The organism is Mitsuaria sp. MSU3D, from assembly GCF_056867975.1.
The window spans coordinates 3,062,850-3,077,534 of record NZ_CP200314.1 but is presented as its reverse complement, the minus strand read 5'-3'; the positions used below and the strand labels follow the sequence as shown (position 1 = coordinate 3,077,534).

The following is a 14,685-nucleotide window of genomic DNA, read 5'->3' as shown; positions in this document are numbered from 1 at the left end:
CGGAGTTCATGGCGCCACCTGCGGGGCGGTGCCGGTGGCAGCGGCGGGAGGGGTCTCGCCGATGGCGGGGAAGGGCGCGGCGCCCAGGCGCAACGCGGCCTGGTCCAGCCGGGTGTCCAGCGCCAGCGCGCCATCGGGCGCGAAGACGCGCAGGCGCAGGGTGGCGGCCACCAGGCGCTGCTCGGCGGGCCATCGGCCCTGCAGCGTGAACGGCGTCGACAAGGTGGGCATCTCCTGCGCACCCTGCGCGATCAGCCGGCCGTCGCGGTCCATCATTCGCCACTCGGCGCGATAGCCCAGCAGCGGGAACGACGGCAGTTGCGTGGCGCCGTTGGCCTGCAGCACGGCTTGGAAGCCGGTCAGCCCGTCGCCTGTCCACGCCCAGCCGAGTCGGGCGTTCAAGGGCGCATTGCGCTGTTGGTAGGCCGTGTACGACGGCTTGCGCTGCCGGTTCTCGTCCACCACGCCGTGGTCCACGTAGCCGGCCGTCTCGCCGACGGCGAGGTTGCGGTGGGACTTGTAGTCCTGGTAGATCCAGAAGATCGCGCCGGCCACGAAGTCGCGCCGCGCGAAAGCGTCGAGTTGCTGGCGCAGGTTGGCGATGCGCTGGCGGTCCGCCTCGGCGGCATCGGGCGCGAAGGGGCCGACGTAGCCGTACTCGGAGATGACCAGCGCCTGCTCCGGGTAGGTCTTCTGGATGAAGTCCAGCCAGGGGTCGACCTGCTCGGCGGCACCGCTCCAGCTGCCGAAGTAGGCGTTGGCCATGATGAAGTCGGCCTCGTGCAGCGCCGGGTTGTCCTGCCACGGCGCGATGCTCACGTCGGAATCGGCGAAGGTGAAGAAGCGCGTCGGGTCCAGTTCCCGCACCAGCGCCTTCATGCGCCGCACGTAGGCCAGGCCGCCGGGCAGGCGCGTATCGCTTTCGTTGCAGACGCTCCAGGCGAAGATGCTGGCGTGGTTGCCGTCCGCGGCGATCATCTCGCTCAGCATCGTCCGGGCGAGGGCCAGCACGGCCGGGTCCTTCATCTGGGCCTCGCTGAACTGCCACATCGGGATCTCCGGCACCAGCAGGATGCCGTGCCGGTCGGCGTAGTCCAGCACGACGGGGTGCTGCGGATAGTGCACCGGCCGGGTCAGCGTGGTGTGCAGCGCGCGCAGGTCGTCCCAGTCGTGCACGATGGTGCCGCGGGTCTCCGCCAGGCCTTCCCACGGGGAGTCTTCGTGACGCGTCAGGCCGGTCAGGCGGACCGGGCTGTCATTGACCCAGAGCTTGCGGTCCCGCAGTTCGATGCGCCGCAGGCCGAGCGTGTCGGTCCGCACGTCGAGCACGCGGCCGTCGGCCTCCTGCAGTTCGGTGACGACGCGGTAGAGCCGCCCGTCGCCGATGTTCCACAGCTGCGGCCGGGCGATGGACAGCGTCAGGTCCACGCTGCGCTTGCCCCCCGCCGGCAGTTGCAGGGCTTCGCGTGTGCTCGAGACCTTGCCGCCGTCCGGCGCGAAGACGGTGGTGAGCAGGTGGAGCTGGCGCGGGCGGGCGCTGGCGTTGCTCAGGTCGACGCGGGCGCTGACCCGTGCCGGGTCCTCGCCGACGGTCCGGCCGGCCAGCCGCCCGCTCAGGGTGGCGCGCAGCGTCTGGCCGCGAATGAGGGCGCCGTCACCGACGCTCAGCCACACGTCGCGCACCAGGCCGCCGTAGTGCCACCAGTCGTACCAGACGCTGCCGCTGCCGGCCAGGCGCATCGCGTAGCCGGGGAGGCTGCGGGCGGTGGGCCGGTTGTCGATCGCCACCACCAGCAGGTTGGGCTTGCCACGCTGCAGCAGGCGGCTGATGTCGAAGGCATGCGCCGTGTGCCCGCCTTCGTGCCGACCCACCTCCACGCCATTGAGCCAGACGCGGCTGCGGTAGAAGGCGGCACCGAAGTTCAGCTCGACATGCGCCTCGTCGTCCAATGGCATGGACAGGTCCAGGCGGCGGAAGTACCAGCCCGTGCCTTCGAAGTCGGCGTCGGCGCCGACGTTCCACGAATGGGGCACGGTCACGCCGCGCGTCTGGCCCGGCACGCCGCGCGTCCAACCCGCGGCGACGCCCTCGTCCTTGGGGTCGGTGCGGAACTGCCAGTCGTCGTTGATGTCGATGCGCGTCGCCGCTCCGGACAGGGCGGGCAGGCCCGAGAGCGTCAGCACCAGACTGGCCAGCAGCACCACGCGGGCCGTCAACGCGGAAAGGAGAGGCGGGAGATGCATCGACGACCTCAGCGGCGGCGCGGCGGCGCGGCGGAGCCGCGGACCACCAACTCGGGCGTGAACTCTTCGGCGCCGAGCGTCGGCACCTTGCCGGATTGGGCATGGCGCACGCGCTCGATCAGGCGCAGGGCCGCGCGGCGTCCGACCTCCACCGTGTCCTGCCTGGCGGTGGTCAGCGGGGGCCAGGTGAGCTGGGAGAAGGGGCTGTCTTCGAATCCGGCGATGGCCAGGTCGCTGGGCACGTCGAACCCGACCGAGCGGGCCGCGGCCAGCACCCCGGCCGCAATCTCGTCGTTGCTGCCGAACACCGCCGTGGGCGGCGACGCCAGCGCGAGCAGCTTGCGGGCGCGCCTGAAGCCGGAGTTGAAGTTGAACTCCCCCTCCAGCACCAGGCCGGGATCGACCTCGACGCCGTAGTCGCGCATCGCATCCATGTAGCCCGCATGGCGCTGGATGCTGGACTCGTAGTGCCCGTCGCCCCAGAGGAAGCTGATGCGGCTGTGGCCCAGCTGGATCAGGTGCTCCGTGACGGCATGGGCCGCGCGACGGTCGTTGATGCGCACGCAGTCCTGCATGTCCCGCGGGTCGTCGCCGGCCGACACGATGCGGATCACGACCACTCCGTGCGCCGCCAGTGCCTGCACCAGGTCCCGCTGTTCCGACATCGGCGGCGCCAGCACCAGGCCGGCCAGACGCGAACGCCGCACCAGGTCCAGCAATTCCTGGATCGAGCCGTGCGCCGGCGTGCCGCAGGGGTGGATCTGCAGGCCGTAGCCTTGCTCCCTGCACGCGGAGAGCACGCCGTTCTGCAGACTGACGAGGTAATGCGCGTTCGGGTTGCTGTAGACCAGTCCGATCGCGAAGGAGTGCGTGCTGCGCAGGCTTCGCGCCAAGGGGTCGGACTGGTAGTTCAGTGCCGCGATGGCCTGGCGCACGCGTTCGCGCATCTCGGGGCGGACGGCGTCGTCCTCGTTGATCACGCGGGACACGGTCTTGAGCGACACGCCGGCCGCTTCGGCCACATCCCGGATCGACGCGCGAGGCGCCGCCGCGGTCCTCGCAGTCTTCGCCGGCGCGGACTCGTCCGTGTCGTGAGGTGGGGTGCCGACGGTCTCGGTGTCGACAGGTTTGACCTTGGCCCTGGTCTTGGGTTTTGCGGTGGGTTTCATTCGGCATCCCCTTTGCGCAGACCCACGCGATAGCCCGCCAGCCCGTAGAAGAGGATGTAGAGATAGCAGGGCCCCATCAGGCACAGGAACACCAGCTGGAAGTCGTGGTGCTGCTTGAGGATGGCGAAGGCCTGGGGAATGATGGCGCCGCCCGCGATGCCCATGATCAGCAGCGCGGCACCGCGCTCGGTCGCCTCGCCCAGCGAGCGGATGGCCAGCGGGAAGATGGCCGGCCACATCATGGCGTTGGCGAAGCCCAGGGCGGCCACGAAGCCGACCGAGACATAGCCTTGCGTGGCCCATGCGCACAGGGAGAAGACGACGCCCAGCGACGCGGACACCGCCAGATAGCCCTGCTGGGAAATGAATTTCGGGATCAGCACCAGGCCCGCCACGTAGCCCAGCAGCATGGCCACCAGGGTGAAGGACGTGAAGAACTTGGTCTGGTCGGCCGGCAGGTTGAAGCCCGCGCCGTAGGTGCCGATGGCATCGCCTGCCATCACCTCCGCCCCCACGTAGACGAACAGGCAGACCACGCCCAGCCAGAGGTGGGGGAAGGACGCCCAGCCACGTCGGGCGCCGCCTGCGTCCGGCTCGCCGCGGTTGGCGTCCGCCGCGCTGATGTCCGGCAGCGGCGACCGCAGGATGCCCACCGCCAGGAGGGCCAGCACGCCGGCCATGATCATGTAGGGCAAGCGGACCTTGTGGGCGAAGGCGTTCAGCAGCGTCTCGCGCGTCGCCGCATCGGCCGACTGCAGGCTCTGCGCCAGGCCGCCGACGTCGGACAGCACCACCGCGCCCAGCAGCAGCGGGGCCAGGATGCCGGCCACCTTGTTGCAGATGCCCATCCAGGCGATGCGCTGCGCGGCGCTGTCGATCGGGCCGACGATGCTGATGTAGGGGTTGGCCGCGGTCTGCAGCAGCGACAGGCCGGCGCCGATCACGAACAAGCCGGTCAGCGCGCCCGGATAGAGGCGCAAGGACACGAACTGGCCGAAGACGACCGCGCCGCCCGCAATGACCAGCAAGCCGATGGCCATGCCGCGCTTCATCCCCGTGCGCTTGAACACCGCCGCGGACGGGAGGGCCAGGAAGAAGTAGGACAGGTAGAACGCCATCGGCACCAGGAAGGCGTTCACGTCGTCCAGATCGAAGGCCAGCTTCACGAAGGCAATCAACGGTCCGTTGATCCAGGTGAAGAACCCCATGATGAAGAACAGCAGGCCAATGATGACCACCGGTCCCAGCGGCGCGCGTGGTGCGGAAGGGGGAGAGGTTCCGGCAGTGGGCATTCAAGGACTCCGATATAGGCGGTTGGTGCGGGCTCGAACTCATTTAACTGACTTAATGACACTGTTGTCAATCGAGTCAGATCACCGTCGCAGTTGCGCACGTCGAACTAAAGATGCGGTTGTCACTGGGAAAACTCGTTGCAAGCGGTGAACAACGCTTGGAACAGCGAGGGAAAACACTGAGAAATCGGAGCACGTTTTGACCGGTTTGGACAGCAATTGACAACTGTGTCATTTGCGGTCGAAACTCGTGGCCATGCTCATTGCTCCCCATTCGTGTGAGCCCGGTCCGTCAGGCTCGGGCGTCCTGTTCCTTGCGGCAGACGTGGGCGGCACGCACGCCCGGGTCGCGTTGGCACGCACGCTGCAAGTCGAGACCGGGGCCTGCCCGGTGGAGTTGCTGCACGGCGAGGTCTACGCCTGCGCGGCGTGGCCCGGCCTGGCCGATCTGCTGGCGGACTTCGCCGCCAGGCTGGCGCAGACGCCCTGGCGCGACGCGGGCCCCATCCAGGCGTGCGTGCTGGCGTGCGCCGGCTACGTGCAGGAGGACGTCGTCGTCAATCGCAACCTGCCGTGGCCGGTCTCCATTTCCGCCTTGCGAGACAGACTGGGCATTGCCCACCTCGCGGTCATCAACGATTTCGAAGCGCTGGCGCATGCCGTGCCCCACGTCGGGCCGGCAGAGATGCGTCCGCTGATGACGGGCGATGGCGCCGTCGGCGGGCTGGCCGCCGGCCCGATCGTCGTCATGGGGCCCGGCACCGGCCTCGGCTGCGCGGTGATCCTGCCCAACGGGAAGGGCTCGCAGGTGCTGGCCACCGAAGCGGCGCATGTCTCGCTGGCGCCTGGAACGGCGCGCGAGCTCGACATCCTGCGCCTGCTGGCCGGCGACCAGCGCCATGTGCCGGTCGAGTACGCGCTATCGGGACCGGGCCTGCTCAAGCTGTACCGCGTGATCTCGGCGCTTCGAGGCGAGGAGCCCACGCTGCACACGCCCGCCGAGGTCACGGCCAGCGCGCTCGATGGCAGCTCGGCCGCCGCCACCGAGGCGTTGAACACCTTCTGCGCGTTGCTCGGCAGTTTCGCGGCCGACCTGGCGGCGCTCTACAGCGCCTACGGCGGCATCCTGCTGGCCGGCGGCATCCTGCCCAAGATCGAGTCCTTCCTGCAGCAAAGCGATTTCAAGAAGCGCTTCATGCACAAGGGGGTGCTGACCGCATTCCTCGAGCGCGTGCCCGTCCACGTGATCGATCACGGCGACCTGGGCGTGCTGGGCGCCGCGTGCTGGCTCGAAAAGGACCTCGCGCGCAAGACGGACTGAGATCACGGCGCCCATGCTTCCCCAGGGACGCCCTGCGCAACGCCCCGCAGCCGCCGCGGCGAGTGGTGCAGCGCGTCCCTAGAGCTGGCGAAGGGCGAGCGTCTCGACGGGGGACTCGGCATCGGCACGGGGCTCGAGGGGCGCGAGCCGTGCCCATTCGAGCTGCGCCTGCTGCCGCTCCAGCCGGGCGCGATCGCGTGCGAGGACGGCCGGCAGCCCGCCGAAGTAGGGATCGACGGCGGCCCCCACGCCGACGCCCAGTTCGATCGCCTTGCCGACGCGATGGACCCAGTTCAGCGGTTCGCGGCGGGTGGCCGCTCCCGCGAAGCTGACGAGCACGCCCAGCAGGGCCAGCAGCCAGGTCGAGACGGCGAGCAGCCGGATGCGGTCCCCGATGCCCCGGGCGAGGTTGCCCAGGCCGTTGCACGCGCCGGTCCCGGTGAAGCGGGGCATGACCGGCGCCGTCTTCTTCACCTCGAACAGGGGTACCTGCACGAACGGCGCCTGACCGTCGCCGGTGTGCCTGGCGTCCGGCACGAGATGGCGCTTCCTGGCCATGAGCGTGCCGGCGATCAGGCCCGTGGTCATCCCGGCCATGAAGGACACGGCGGTGGAGATGCCGATGTCCGGCATCACGCCGACCGGCGACTGGCCCAGCGCGGTGCCGCGTACGGCGTTCAGGACGCCGAAGGCCACGACGCCGCTGCGCACGTGCGTGGTCCCGTCGATCTGTCCGGTGGCCTGCTGGATCTGCTGGATCTCCCGGCGGAGCCGGTCCACGCCCTTGTCGCCGTACGGTGCGCCGGTCTCATCCAGCAGGTCGGCCACGTGGTCCGGGATGAGTCGCTCCGGCGCGATGGCCGCCAGTTGACGGCCGGTCAACGCCGCGGCCCGTGGCGCCAGGACGCCGCCCAATGCCGCGAAGGTGCCGCCGACCAGCGTGGCGCCCAGCCACCGGAGGGTCACGACGGCGCAGAGCTGCTGCAGGGCGAGGTCGGTGTCCTGGTCGATGTAGTTGCGGTCCTCGCCGATGCCCAGCGGCATGCGGGTGTCGAAGTGGTAGCGGATGCCGAGTTCGGCGATCGCCGCGCCGGTGCCCCGGCCCATGCCGAATCCGCAGCCGGAGGAGCCGCCGATGTTCAGGGCCAGGGCGCCGATGGCCCGCAGCACTTCGGGATGGCCGGGCGACATCGTCGCGGCGCTCTGTCGGATCTCGTCGAAGCGCGCGACGGCCTGGGACCGGCTTGTCGCCTGGGCCAGGGACTGGACCCGCCATCCGGCGTCCGCGCGGAAGAGGACCCTGGCCATCGATCGGGCATCGGGGCGTGCCACCGGAGACGCATCGATCGCGGCGGGCGTCGGCTGTGCCTCGGAGGGGGGGCACCGGCGACGACCTCGTCCTCCTTCGCGAGCGGAAACTCGTGAAGCGCCTGGTGCCTGGGAATGCCGATCATGTCGCCCTCGCTGCTCGCGTTGCGGCGGACCATGCGGCGCGCCGATGCCCACCGGGCGGCGCGGGGCCGCGTGGGATCGGCGGAACGGGGGCGTCAGTCCAGGCTGGCGGACCAGCGGTTCCAGTCCGCGAGGCGGCGGCGGTCCTGCTTGGTGGGGCGGCCCTGCTCGATGGCGTCGGCCGGTTCCGGCGCGAGGCGGCGCGCCTCGGCGGCGCGCTCGCGGGTCGCGATGCTGTCGGGCGTTTCCTCGTACAGCGCCTGCGCCACCGGCGCCGGACCGCGCATGGCGCTGAGTCCGGCCACCTTCACCTCGCGATCGATCTGACCCTGGCGCAGCTTCACGAGGTCGCCGACGCGCACGTCGCGCGAGGCCTTCGCCGCCTGCCCGTTGATGGTCACGCGACCCTTGCCGATCTCGTCGACCGCGAGCGAGCGGGTCTTGAAGAAGCGCGCGGCCCAGAGCCATTTGTCCAGGCGCATGCCGGCCGGGCCGGAAGCGGCCGCGGCGGCGGCGGGAGCGGCTGCGGAACCGGCGGAGCGGGAGCGGGCGTGGGAAGACATCAGCGTCGATTGTCCTATGGCGAGATCGGATCGGAGGATGGTGCCGCCGGCAACCGGACCACGGCGTCCAGGCCGGCGATGACCCCATCCTGCTCGCGGTTGTCCAGCGCCAGCGTGCCGCCGAGCGAGCCGACGATCTCCCGGCAGATGGCGAGCCCGAGCCCCGACCCCCCGCCGGCACCGGCAGCGAAGGGCTGTCCGAGCCTGGGCCTCAGCGCCGCCGCGATGCCGGGGCCGCTGTCGGCGATGCGCAGCTCGACGCCGCCGTCGGCTCCCGCGCCCCGCGTCACCCGCACTTCCAGACGTCCACCGCGGGGGCAGTGCCGCAGCGCGTTGTGCAGCAAATTGCGCACGAGCTCCCGCAGGGCCCATGCATGGCCGCGCACCGGCGCGGCGTCGGTGAAGAGCTCGAAGTCCAGTTCCGCGTCCGCGATCAGCGGCGCGAGGTCGAGCGCCACCTCGCGCACCGTCTCCGCCAGGTCGAGCCGCGGCGGATCGCCTTGCTGCCGCAGCTGCTCGACCTTGGCCAGCGCGAGCATCTGGTTGGCGAGCGCGGTGGCGCCGTCGACCGTGGCGCCGATCTCGTCGATCGCCTGCGTCAGCGGCAGGTCGCCGCGCCGCGCCGATTGCACCTGCGCCTTGAGCACCGCCAGCGGCGTGCGCAGCTGGTGCGAGGTGTCGCGCACGAAGCGCTGCTGGTGGGCGAACAGGCCGGCCTGCCGGTGCCAGGCCTCGTTGATCGCGACCACCAGCGGCGCGAGTTCCGCGGGCACGCCCGGCATGGGGATGGGGCTGAGGTCGTCGTCCGCGCGCGCGCCGATCGAGCGGCTCAACTCGCGCACCGGCCAGGTCGCGAAGAGCACCACGCCCCAGACCACGATCGCGATCACCGCAAGCAGCGCCGCCTGCCGCCACAGCGTGGAGACCAGCACCTGTCGCGCCAGCGTGCGGCGGATCTCCAGCGTCTCCGCGACCTGGATCGTCGCCACGCCCAGGCCCGCCTCGCCCGAGACGGGCTGCTTCAGCACCGCGACGCGCACGGCCTCGCCCTGGTAGACGTCGTCGTAGAAATCGACCAGCGCCGCGTAGGCGCCGCGATCGGGCAGCTTGCCATGCCACGCGGGCAGGTCGTCGAAGCCCGACACCCATTCGCCCTGGAAGCCGGTGACGCGATAGAACATGCGGCTGCGGTTGTCCGCCTCGAAGGCCTCCAGCGCCGCGTAGGGGACTTCGGAGACGAGGTGCGGCGCCTCGCGCGTGCCGTGCACGTCGAGCTGCTCGCCGATGGTCTTCGCCGAGGCGAGCAGCGTGCGGTCGTAGGCCGTGTCGATGGCCTTGAGCGCGTCCTCGTAGAGCCGGTGCGCGTTGGCGGCGATCAGCAGCCCGACCGGCACCAGGATGCCGACCAGCAGCCGGCTGCGCATCGAGGAGAGTCTGATCACCCGGCCCACTCAGTCCGGCGCCTTGAGTAGGTAGCCCAGGCCGCGCAGCGTCACCAGCCGCGCGCCGTCGGCGGGCAGCCGCTTGCGCAGCCGGTACGCGACGACCTCGACCGCGTCGGGCTGCACGTCGAGGTCGTCGGCGAAGACGATTTCCGTCAGCCGCTCCTTCGCGACCGCCTGGCCCGGTCGCGCCAGCAGCGCGCGCAGCAGCGCGGCCTCGCGCGGCGGCAGGTCCAGCGGCAGCCCGAGGTGGTAGATCGCGCCGCTGTCGGCGTCGACGCGCAGGCCGTGGAAGGCGTCGTCCTCGTGCGTGCCCATGCCGCCCGTCTGGCCGGTCTGGCCCGCCGATCCCGCCGCGCCGCGGCTGCGCCGCGCGAGCGCACGCACGCGGGCCTCGAGTTCGTCGAGATCGAAGGGCTTGGGCAGGTAGTCGTCGGCGCCGATGTTCAGGCCCAGGATGCGATCGCCCACCGTGCCGCGCGCCGTCAGGATGATCACCGGCGTGGTGAGCTGCTCGGCGCGCGCGGCCGACAGCAGTTCCAGCCCGTCGATGTCGGGCAGCGACAGGTCCAGCAGCACGACGTCCGGCGGTTGTGCGCGCCAGCGCTCGAGCGCCGCGCGGCCCTCGGCGAACACCTGCACCTGGATCCCGCGGCGTTCGAACGAGCGCGCCACCGTGGTCTGCAGCGCGGCGTTGTCCTCGACGAAAAGCAGCCTCATGCCCGGCAGTGTCCGCCACGCGCCGAGGCGCCGCCGCTCAGGGTCAACCCTGAGCTTTCCGACAGCCGATTGAAAGCCACCTTGTGCAGGATTCACGCCTACAACGACCGTCGGGCGCGTGCTCTGCCCCCGATGACCAGATCTACAACAGGAGACATGAGCATGCGTCGAGACCAATTCCTGAAGTCCGCGGCCGCGTTCGCCGCGCTGGGCGCCACCGGCGCGCTGCCGCTGAGCGCGCAAGCCGCGGCGGCATTGAAGATCCTGGTGCCCGCCAACCCCGGCGGCGGCTGGGACATCACCGGCCGCGCGCTGGGCAAGGCGCTGCAGGACGCGGGCGCCGCAGGCGCGGTGACCTTCGAGAACAAGGGCGGCGCCGCCGGCGCCATCGGCCTGGCGCAGTTCGTCAACGCCGCCAAGGGCGACCCGAACGCGATGATGGTGATGGGCGCCGTCATGCTGGGCGGCCTGATCACCAGCAAGCAGCCCGTCACGCTGACGCAGGCCACGCCGATCGCGCGCCTGACCAGCGAGTACAACGTCTTCGTGCTGCCGGCCAACTCGCCGTTCAAGACGATGAAGGACGTGGTCGAGGCGCTGAAGAAGGACCCCGGCTCGGTGAAGTGGGGCGGCGGCTCGCGCGGCGCCACGGAGCACATCGCCGCGGCGATGCTGGCGCGGGAGGTCGGCGTCGACGCGACCAAGATCAACTACGTCGCCTTCCGCGGCGGCGGCGAGGCCGTGGCCGCGATCCTGGGCGGCAACGTCAGCATCGGCGGCAGCGGCTACAGCGAGTTCCAGGCCTACATCGAGAGCGGCAAGATGCGCCCGATCGCCATCACCGCGCCGCAGCGCATCAAGGGCCTGGACATCCCGACGATGAAGGAGCTCGGCTACAACGTCGAGATCGGCAACTGGCGCGGTGTGTACGGCGCGCCGGGCATCACGCCGGCGCAGCGGCAGGTGTTGATCGACCTGGTCGTGAAGGCGACCAAGTCCAAGGCCTGGGCCGAGGCGCTCGAGAAGAACGGCTGGACGCCCGCCGTGCTCACGGGCAAGGACTTCGAGGCGTTCGTGGACAACGAGTTCGCCTCGCTGCGCGCCATCATGCACAAGTCCGGGATGGTCTGACCCACCCCCTACCGCCTTCGGCGGCCCCCTCAAGGGGGCGAGCCCAGTGGCCTGGCGGAGCCAGTTCCACGGGCTCCGCTTGGTAGAAACGGCGCCGCTGGCACGCTTTGATTCCGGACCGGGAGGTCTCCATGACTGATTCCACTCTGCAGGCCACGCCCGGCCCGCTCTATCAAACCCTGGTCGGCGCCGCGGCGATGGTCGTCGGCGGCGTGATGGCCTTCGGGGCCGCCGCGATCCCGTCCGACGCGGGCTACTCCGGCATCGGCCCGAACGCGCTGCCCTGGTTCGTCGCCGCGGTGCTGCTGATCTGCGGCGCTTGGCTGATCTGGGAATCGCGCAGCGGCGGCTTCCGTTCGATGGAGCCGCCGTCGGGCGCACCCAAGGCCGATTGGCTGTCGGCGGCCTGGGTCGCCGCGGCCGTCATCGCCAATGCGTCGCTGATCACGACGATCGGTTTCGTCCTCGCCTGCACGCTGTGTTTCGTGCTGGCGGTGCGCGGCCTGCGTCGCGCCGAGGGCAAGGCCCACGGCGGCGTGCGCCAGGTCGTCATCGACGCCATCACCGGCCTGCTGATCGCGGCCCCGGTGTTCTGGCTGTTCAACAAGCTGCTCGCGCTGAACCTGCCCGCCGTCACGGCCGGCGGCTGGCTCTAACCCCAACCGGAGTCCCGACATGCAAGACCTCTGGACCCACCTGATGGGCGGTTTCGCCACGGCCGCCTCCGGCGCCAACCTGATGTGGGCCTTCATCGGCTGCGCGCTCGGGACGGCGATCGGCGTGCTGCCCGGCCTCGGCCCGGCCGTGACCGTCGCGATGCTGCTGCCGATCACCGCGCAGGTCGACCCGACCGCGTCGATGATCTTCTTCGCCGGCATCTACTACGGCGCGATGTACGGCGGCTCGACGACGTCCATCCTGCTCAACACCCCGGGCGAGACCGGCACCATGGTGACCGCGCTCGAGGGCTTCAAGATGGCCCGCCACGGCCGCGCAGGCGCGGCGCTGGCCACGGCGGCGATCGGCTCGTTCTTCGCCGGCACCATCGCGACCGTGCTGGTCACGCTGTTCGCGCCGGTGCTGGCGGACTTCGCCGTCACGCTCGGCCCGCCGGAGTACTTCTGCCTGATGCTGATCGCCTTCACCACCGTCTCCGCGGTGCTGGGCCAGAGCACGCTGCGCGGCATGACGGCGCTGTTCATCGGCCTGGCCATGGGGCTGGTCGGCATGGACCAGATCACCGGCCAGATCCGCTACACCGGCGGCGTGCCCGAATTCATGGACGGCATCGAGACCGTGCTGGTCGCGGTGGGGCTGTTCGCGGTCGGCGAGACGCTCTACGTGGCGCTCTATGAAGGCCGCAGCAACCTGACGATGAACACCATGGGCCGCGTGCACATGACGCGCCAGGAGTGGAAACGCTCGATCCCCGCGTGGATGCGCGGCACGGCGCTGGGCTTCCCGTTCGGCGTGATCCCGGCCGGCGGCACCGAGATCCCTACCTTCCTGAGCTACGCGACCGAGCGCAAGCTGTCCAAGCACAAGGAGGAGTTCGGCACCGTCGGCGCCATCGAGGGCGTGGCCGGACCGGAGGCGGCCAACAACGCGGCCGTGACCGGCACGCTGGTGCCGCTGCTGACGCTGGGCATCCCGACCTCGGTGACCGCGGCGATCCTGCTGTCGGCGCTGCAGAACTACGGCATCCAGGCGGGGCCGCAGCTGTTCGAGACCTCGTCGACGCTGGTGTGGGCGCTGATCGCGTCGCTGTACATCGGCAACGTGATGCTGCTGGTGCTGAACCTGCCGATGGTCGGCCTGTGGGTGAAGCTGCTGCGCATCCCGCGCGCGCCGCTGTACGCCGGGATCCTGATCTTCGCGACCGTCGGCGTCTACGGCATGCGCCAGAGCGCCTTCGACCTCTACGTGATGCTGGCCATCGGCCTGCTGGGCGTGGTGATGCGGCGCTTCGACTTCCCGACCGCGCCGGTCGTCGTCGGCATGATCCTGGGCCCGCTCGCCGAGGCGCACCTGCGCAACGGCGTCGCGATCGGCGGCGGGAGCTGGCGCGTGTTCTTCGAACGCCCGCTGTCGGCCGGCCTGCTGGCGATCGTGGTGATCGTGCTGCTGCTGCCGCGGGTGATGAAGTGGATGAGCGCGCGCAAGGCGCGCCAGCAGGCGGCTATCCGCTGATCAGCGCGTCGCGCCGGCGGTCAGCGCCGCGTCGCGCTGGCGGGCGAGGGCGGCCGCCTGTGCCTCGTCGGGCACGGCGGTCGTGGGCCAGCCCTGCAGGTGCTGCTCGGCGATCGCCGCCAGTGCCCTGATGTGGCCCGGGCGGTCGTTCAGGCAGGGGATGTAGCTGAAGCGCTGCCCGCCGCTGTGCAGGAAGGCCTCGCGCGCTTCCATGTCGATCTCTTCCAGGGTCTCGATGCAGTCGGACGAGAAGCCCGGGCAGATCAGGTCGACGGACTTCAGCCCGCGTCCGGCCAGCTCGCGCAGCGTGGGTTCGGTGTAGGGCTCCAGCCAGCGCGCCTTGCCGAAGCGGCTCTGGAAGGTCACCTTGTACTGCGCGTCGGACAGCCCCAGCGCCTCGGCCAGCAGCCGGCCGGTCTTCAGGCATTCGCAGTGGTACGGGTCGCCCAGCGCCAGCGTGCGCGCGGGCATGCCGTGGAAGCTCATCACCAGCAGCTCGCCGCGGCCCTCGGTCTTCCAGTGGGCGCGCACGCTCTCGGCGAGCGCGGCGATGTAGCGCTTGTCGTCGTGGTACCGGTTGACGAAGCGGAACTCCGGCACGTGCCGATGCGCCAGCGACCAGCGCGCCACGTCGTCGATGACGCTGGCGGTCGTCGCGCCCGAGTACTGCGGATACGCCGGCAGCACCAGCACGCGGGTGGCGCCGTCGGCGCGCAGCGCGTCGAGCTGCGACGCGATCGAGGGGTTGCCGTAGCGCATCGCGTGCAGCACCTTGACGCGATGGCCCAACTCGCCGAGCTGGCCCTGCAGCAGCTTGGCCTGCTTCGTGGTCCAGACCATCAGCGGCGAGCCGTCCTTCATCCAGATGCTGGCGTACTTCTTCGCCGATTTCGCCGGGCGTGTCCGCAGGATCACGCCGTGCAGGATCGGCCACCACGCGGCCTTGGGGATCTCGATGACGCGCGGGTCGGACAGGAACTGCGCCAGGTAGCGGCGCGTGGCCTCGGGCGTCGGCGCGTCGGGCGTGCCGAGGTTGACCAGCAGCACGCCGATCGTCGGCGCGCGCCCGTGGGTGTGATCGGGTTCGGGACGGAAGCTCATCCGGCGTGGGGCGGAAGACCGCGAAGAAGAGGGAACGAGGGGGGAGACGTGCCTGCGACG

The 14,685-nt window shown here is 70.7% G+C and carries 12 protein-coding genes; 4 read left to right on the top strand and 8 right to left on the bottom strand.

Annotated elements, in window-relative coordinates; all coding sequences use genetic code 11:
* Positions 1–6 precede the first annotated feature (6 nt).
* From AC1VNM_RS13425 to AC1VNM_RS13415, 3 genes are read right to left on the bottom strand one after another with little or no spacing between them, the layout of a single operon-like run.
* Entirely contained in the window at positions 7–2,244 is a 2,238-nt protein-coding gene (locus tag AC1VNM_RS13425) for a glycoside hydrolase family 2 protein (RefSeq protein ID WP_483107247.1), read from the bottom strand.
* 8 nt (positions 2,245–2,252) lie between these two features.
* Positions 2,253–3,413, bottom strand: coding sequence for a LacI family DNA-binding transcriptional regulator (locus tag AC1VNM_RS13420; protein WP_483107246.1), 1,161 nt, complete (start codon positions 3,411–3,413; stop codon positions 2,253–2,255).
* Positions 3,410–4,705, bottom strand: coding sequence for a sugar MFS transporter (locus AC1VNM_RS13415; protein ID WP_377152801.1), 1,296 nt, complete (start codon positions 4,703–4,705; stop codon positions 3,410–3,412). The genes AC1VNM_RS13420 and AC1VNM_RS13415 overlap by 4 nt, the downstream gene beginning before the upstream one ends.
* A gap of 256 nt (positions 4,706–4,961) precedes the next feature.
* Between AC1VNM_RS13415 and AC1VNM_RS13410 the strand changes: the two genes are divergently transcribed.
* Positions 4,962–6,026, top strand: a complete 1,065-nt coding sequence (locus AC1VNM_RS13410) for a glucokinase (protein WP_377152803.1) — start codon at positions 4,962–4,964, stop codon at positions 6,024–6,026.
* Between the two features lie 78 nt (positions 6,027–6,104).
* On the opposite strand, the gene AC1VNM_RS13405 is transcribed toward AC1VNM_RS13410, so the two are convergent.
* The 4 genes from AC1VNM_RS13405 to AC1VNM_RS13390 form a co-directional block, all read right to left on the bottom strand.
* Positions 6,105–7,334, bottom strand: a complete 1,230-nt coding sequence (locus AC1VNM_RS13405) for a hypothetical protein (RefSeq protein ID WP_483107245.1) — start codon at positions 7,332–7,334, stop codon at positions 6,105–6,107.
* 239 nt (positions 7,335–7,573) lie between these two features.
* Positions 7,574–7,960: an RNA-binding S4 domain-containing protein gene (locus tag AC1VNM_RS13400; protein ID WP_377161813.1), complete on the bottom strand. Its 387-nt coding sequence runs from the start codon at positions 7,958–7,960 to the stop codon at positions 7,574–7,576.
* 95 nt (positions 7,961–8,055) lie between these two features.
* Positions 8,056–9,483 (bottom strand): sensor histidine kinase, encoded by a 1,428-nt coding sequence (locus AC1VNM_RS13395; protein ID WP_377152807.1) that lies wholly within the window; start codon positions 9,481–9,483, stop codon positions 8,056–8,058.
* A 9-nt stretch (positions 9,484–9,492) separates the two neighbouring features.
* Entirely contained in the window at positions 9,493–10,203 is a 711-nt protein-coding gene (locus tag AC1VNM_RS13390) for a response regulator transcription factor (RefSeq protein WP_377152809.1), read from the bottom strand.
* Between the two features lie 162 nt (positions 10,204–10,365).
* Between AC1VNM_RS13390 and AC1VNM_RS13385 the strand changes: the two genes are divergently transcribed.
* From AC1VNM_RS13385 to AC1VNM_RS13375, 3 genes are all read left to right on the top strand, one after another.
* On the top strand, positions 10,366–11,334 hold the full coding sequence (locus tag AC1VNM_RS13385; RefSeq protein WP_377152812.1) for a Bug family tripartite tricarboxylate transporter substrate binding protein: 969 nt from the start codon (positions 10,366–10,368) through the stop codon (positions 11,332–11,334).
* Between the two features lie 131 nt (positions 11,335–11,465).
* Entirely contained in the window at positions 11,466–11,990 is a 525-nt protein-coding gene (locus tag AC1VNM_RS13380; protein WP_483107244.1) for a tripartite tricarboxylate transporter TctB family protein, read from the top strand.
* Positions 11,991–12,009: 19 nt separating this feature from the next.
* Positions 12,010–13,524, top strand: a complete 1,515-nt coding sequence (locus AC1VNM_RS13375) for a tripartite tricarboxylate transporter permease (protein WP_483107243.1) — start codon at positions 12,010–12,012, stop codon at positions 13,522–13,524.
* On the opposite strand, the gene hemH is transcribed toward AC1VNM_RS13375, so the two are convergent.
* Positions 13,525–14,625, bottom strand: coding sequence for a ferrochelatase (hemH, locus tag AC1VNM_RS13370; RefSeq protein ID WP_483107242.1), 1,101 nt, complete (start codon positions 14,623–14,625; stop codon positions 13,525–13,527).
* Between the last annotated feature and the right edge of the window lie 60 nt (positions 14,626–14,685).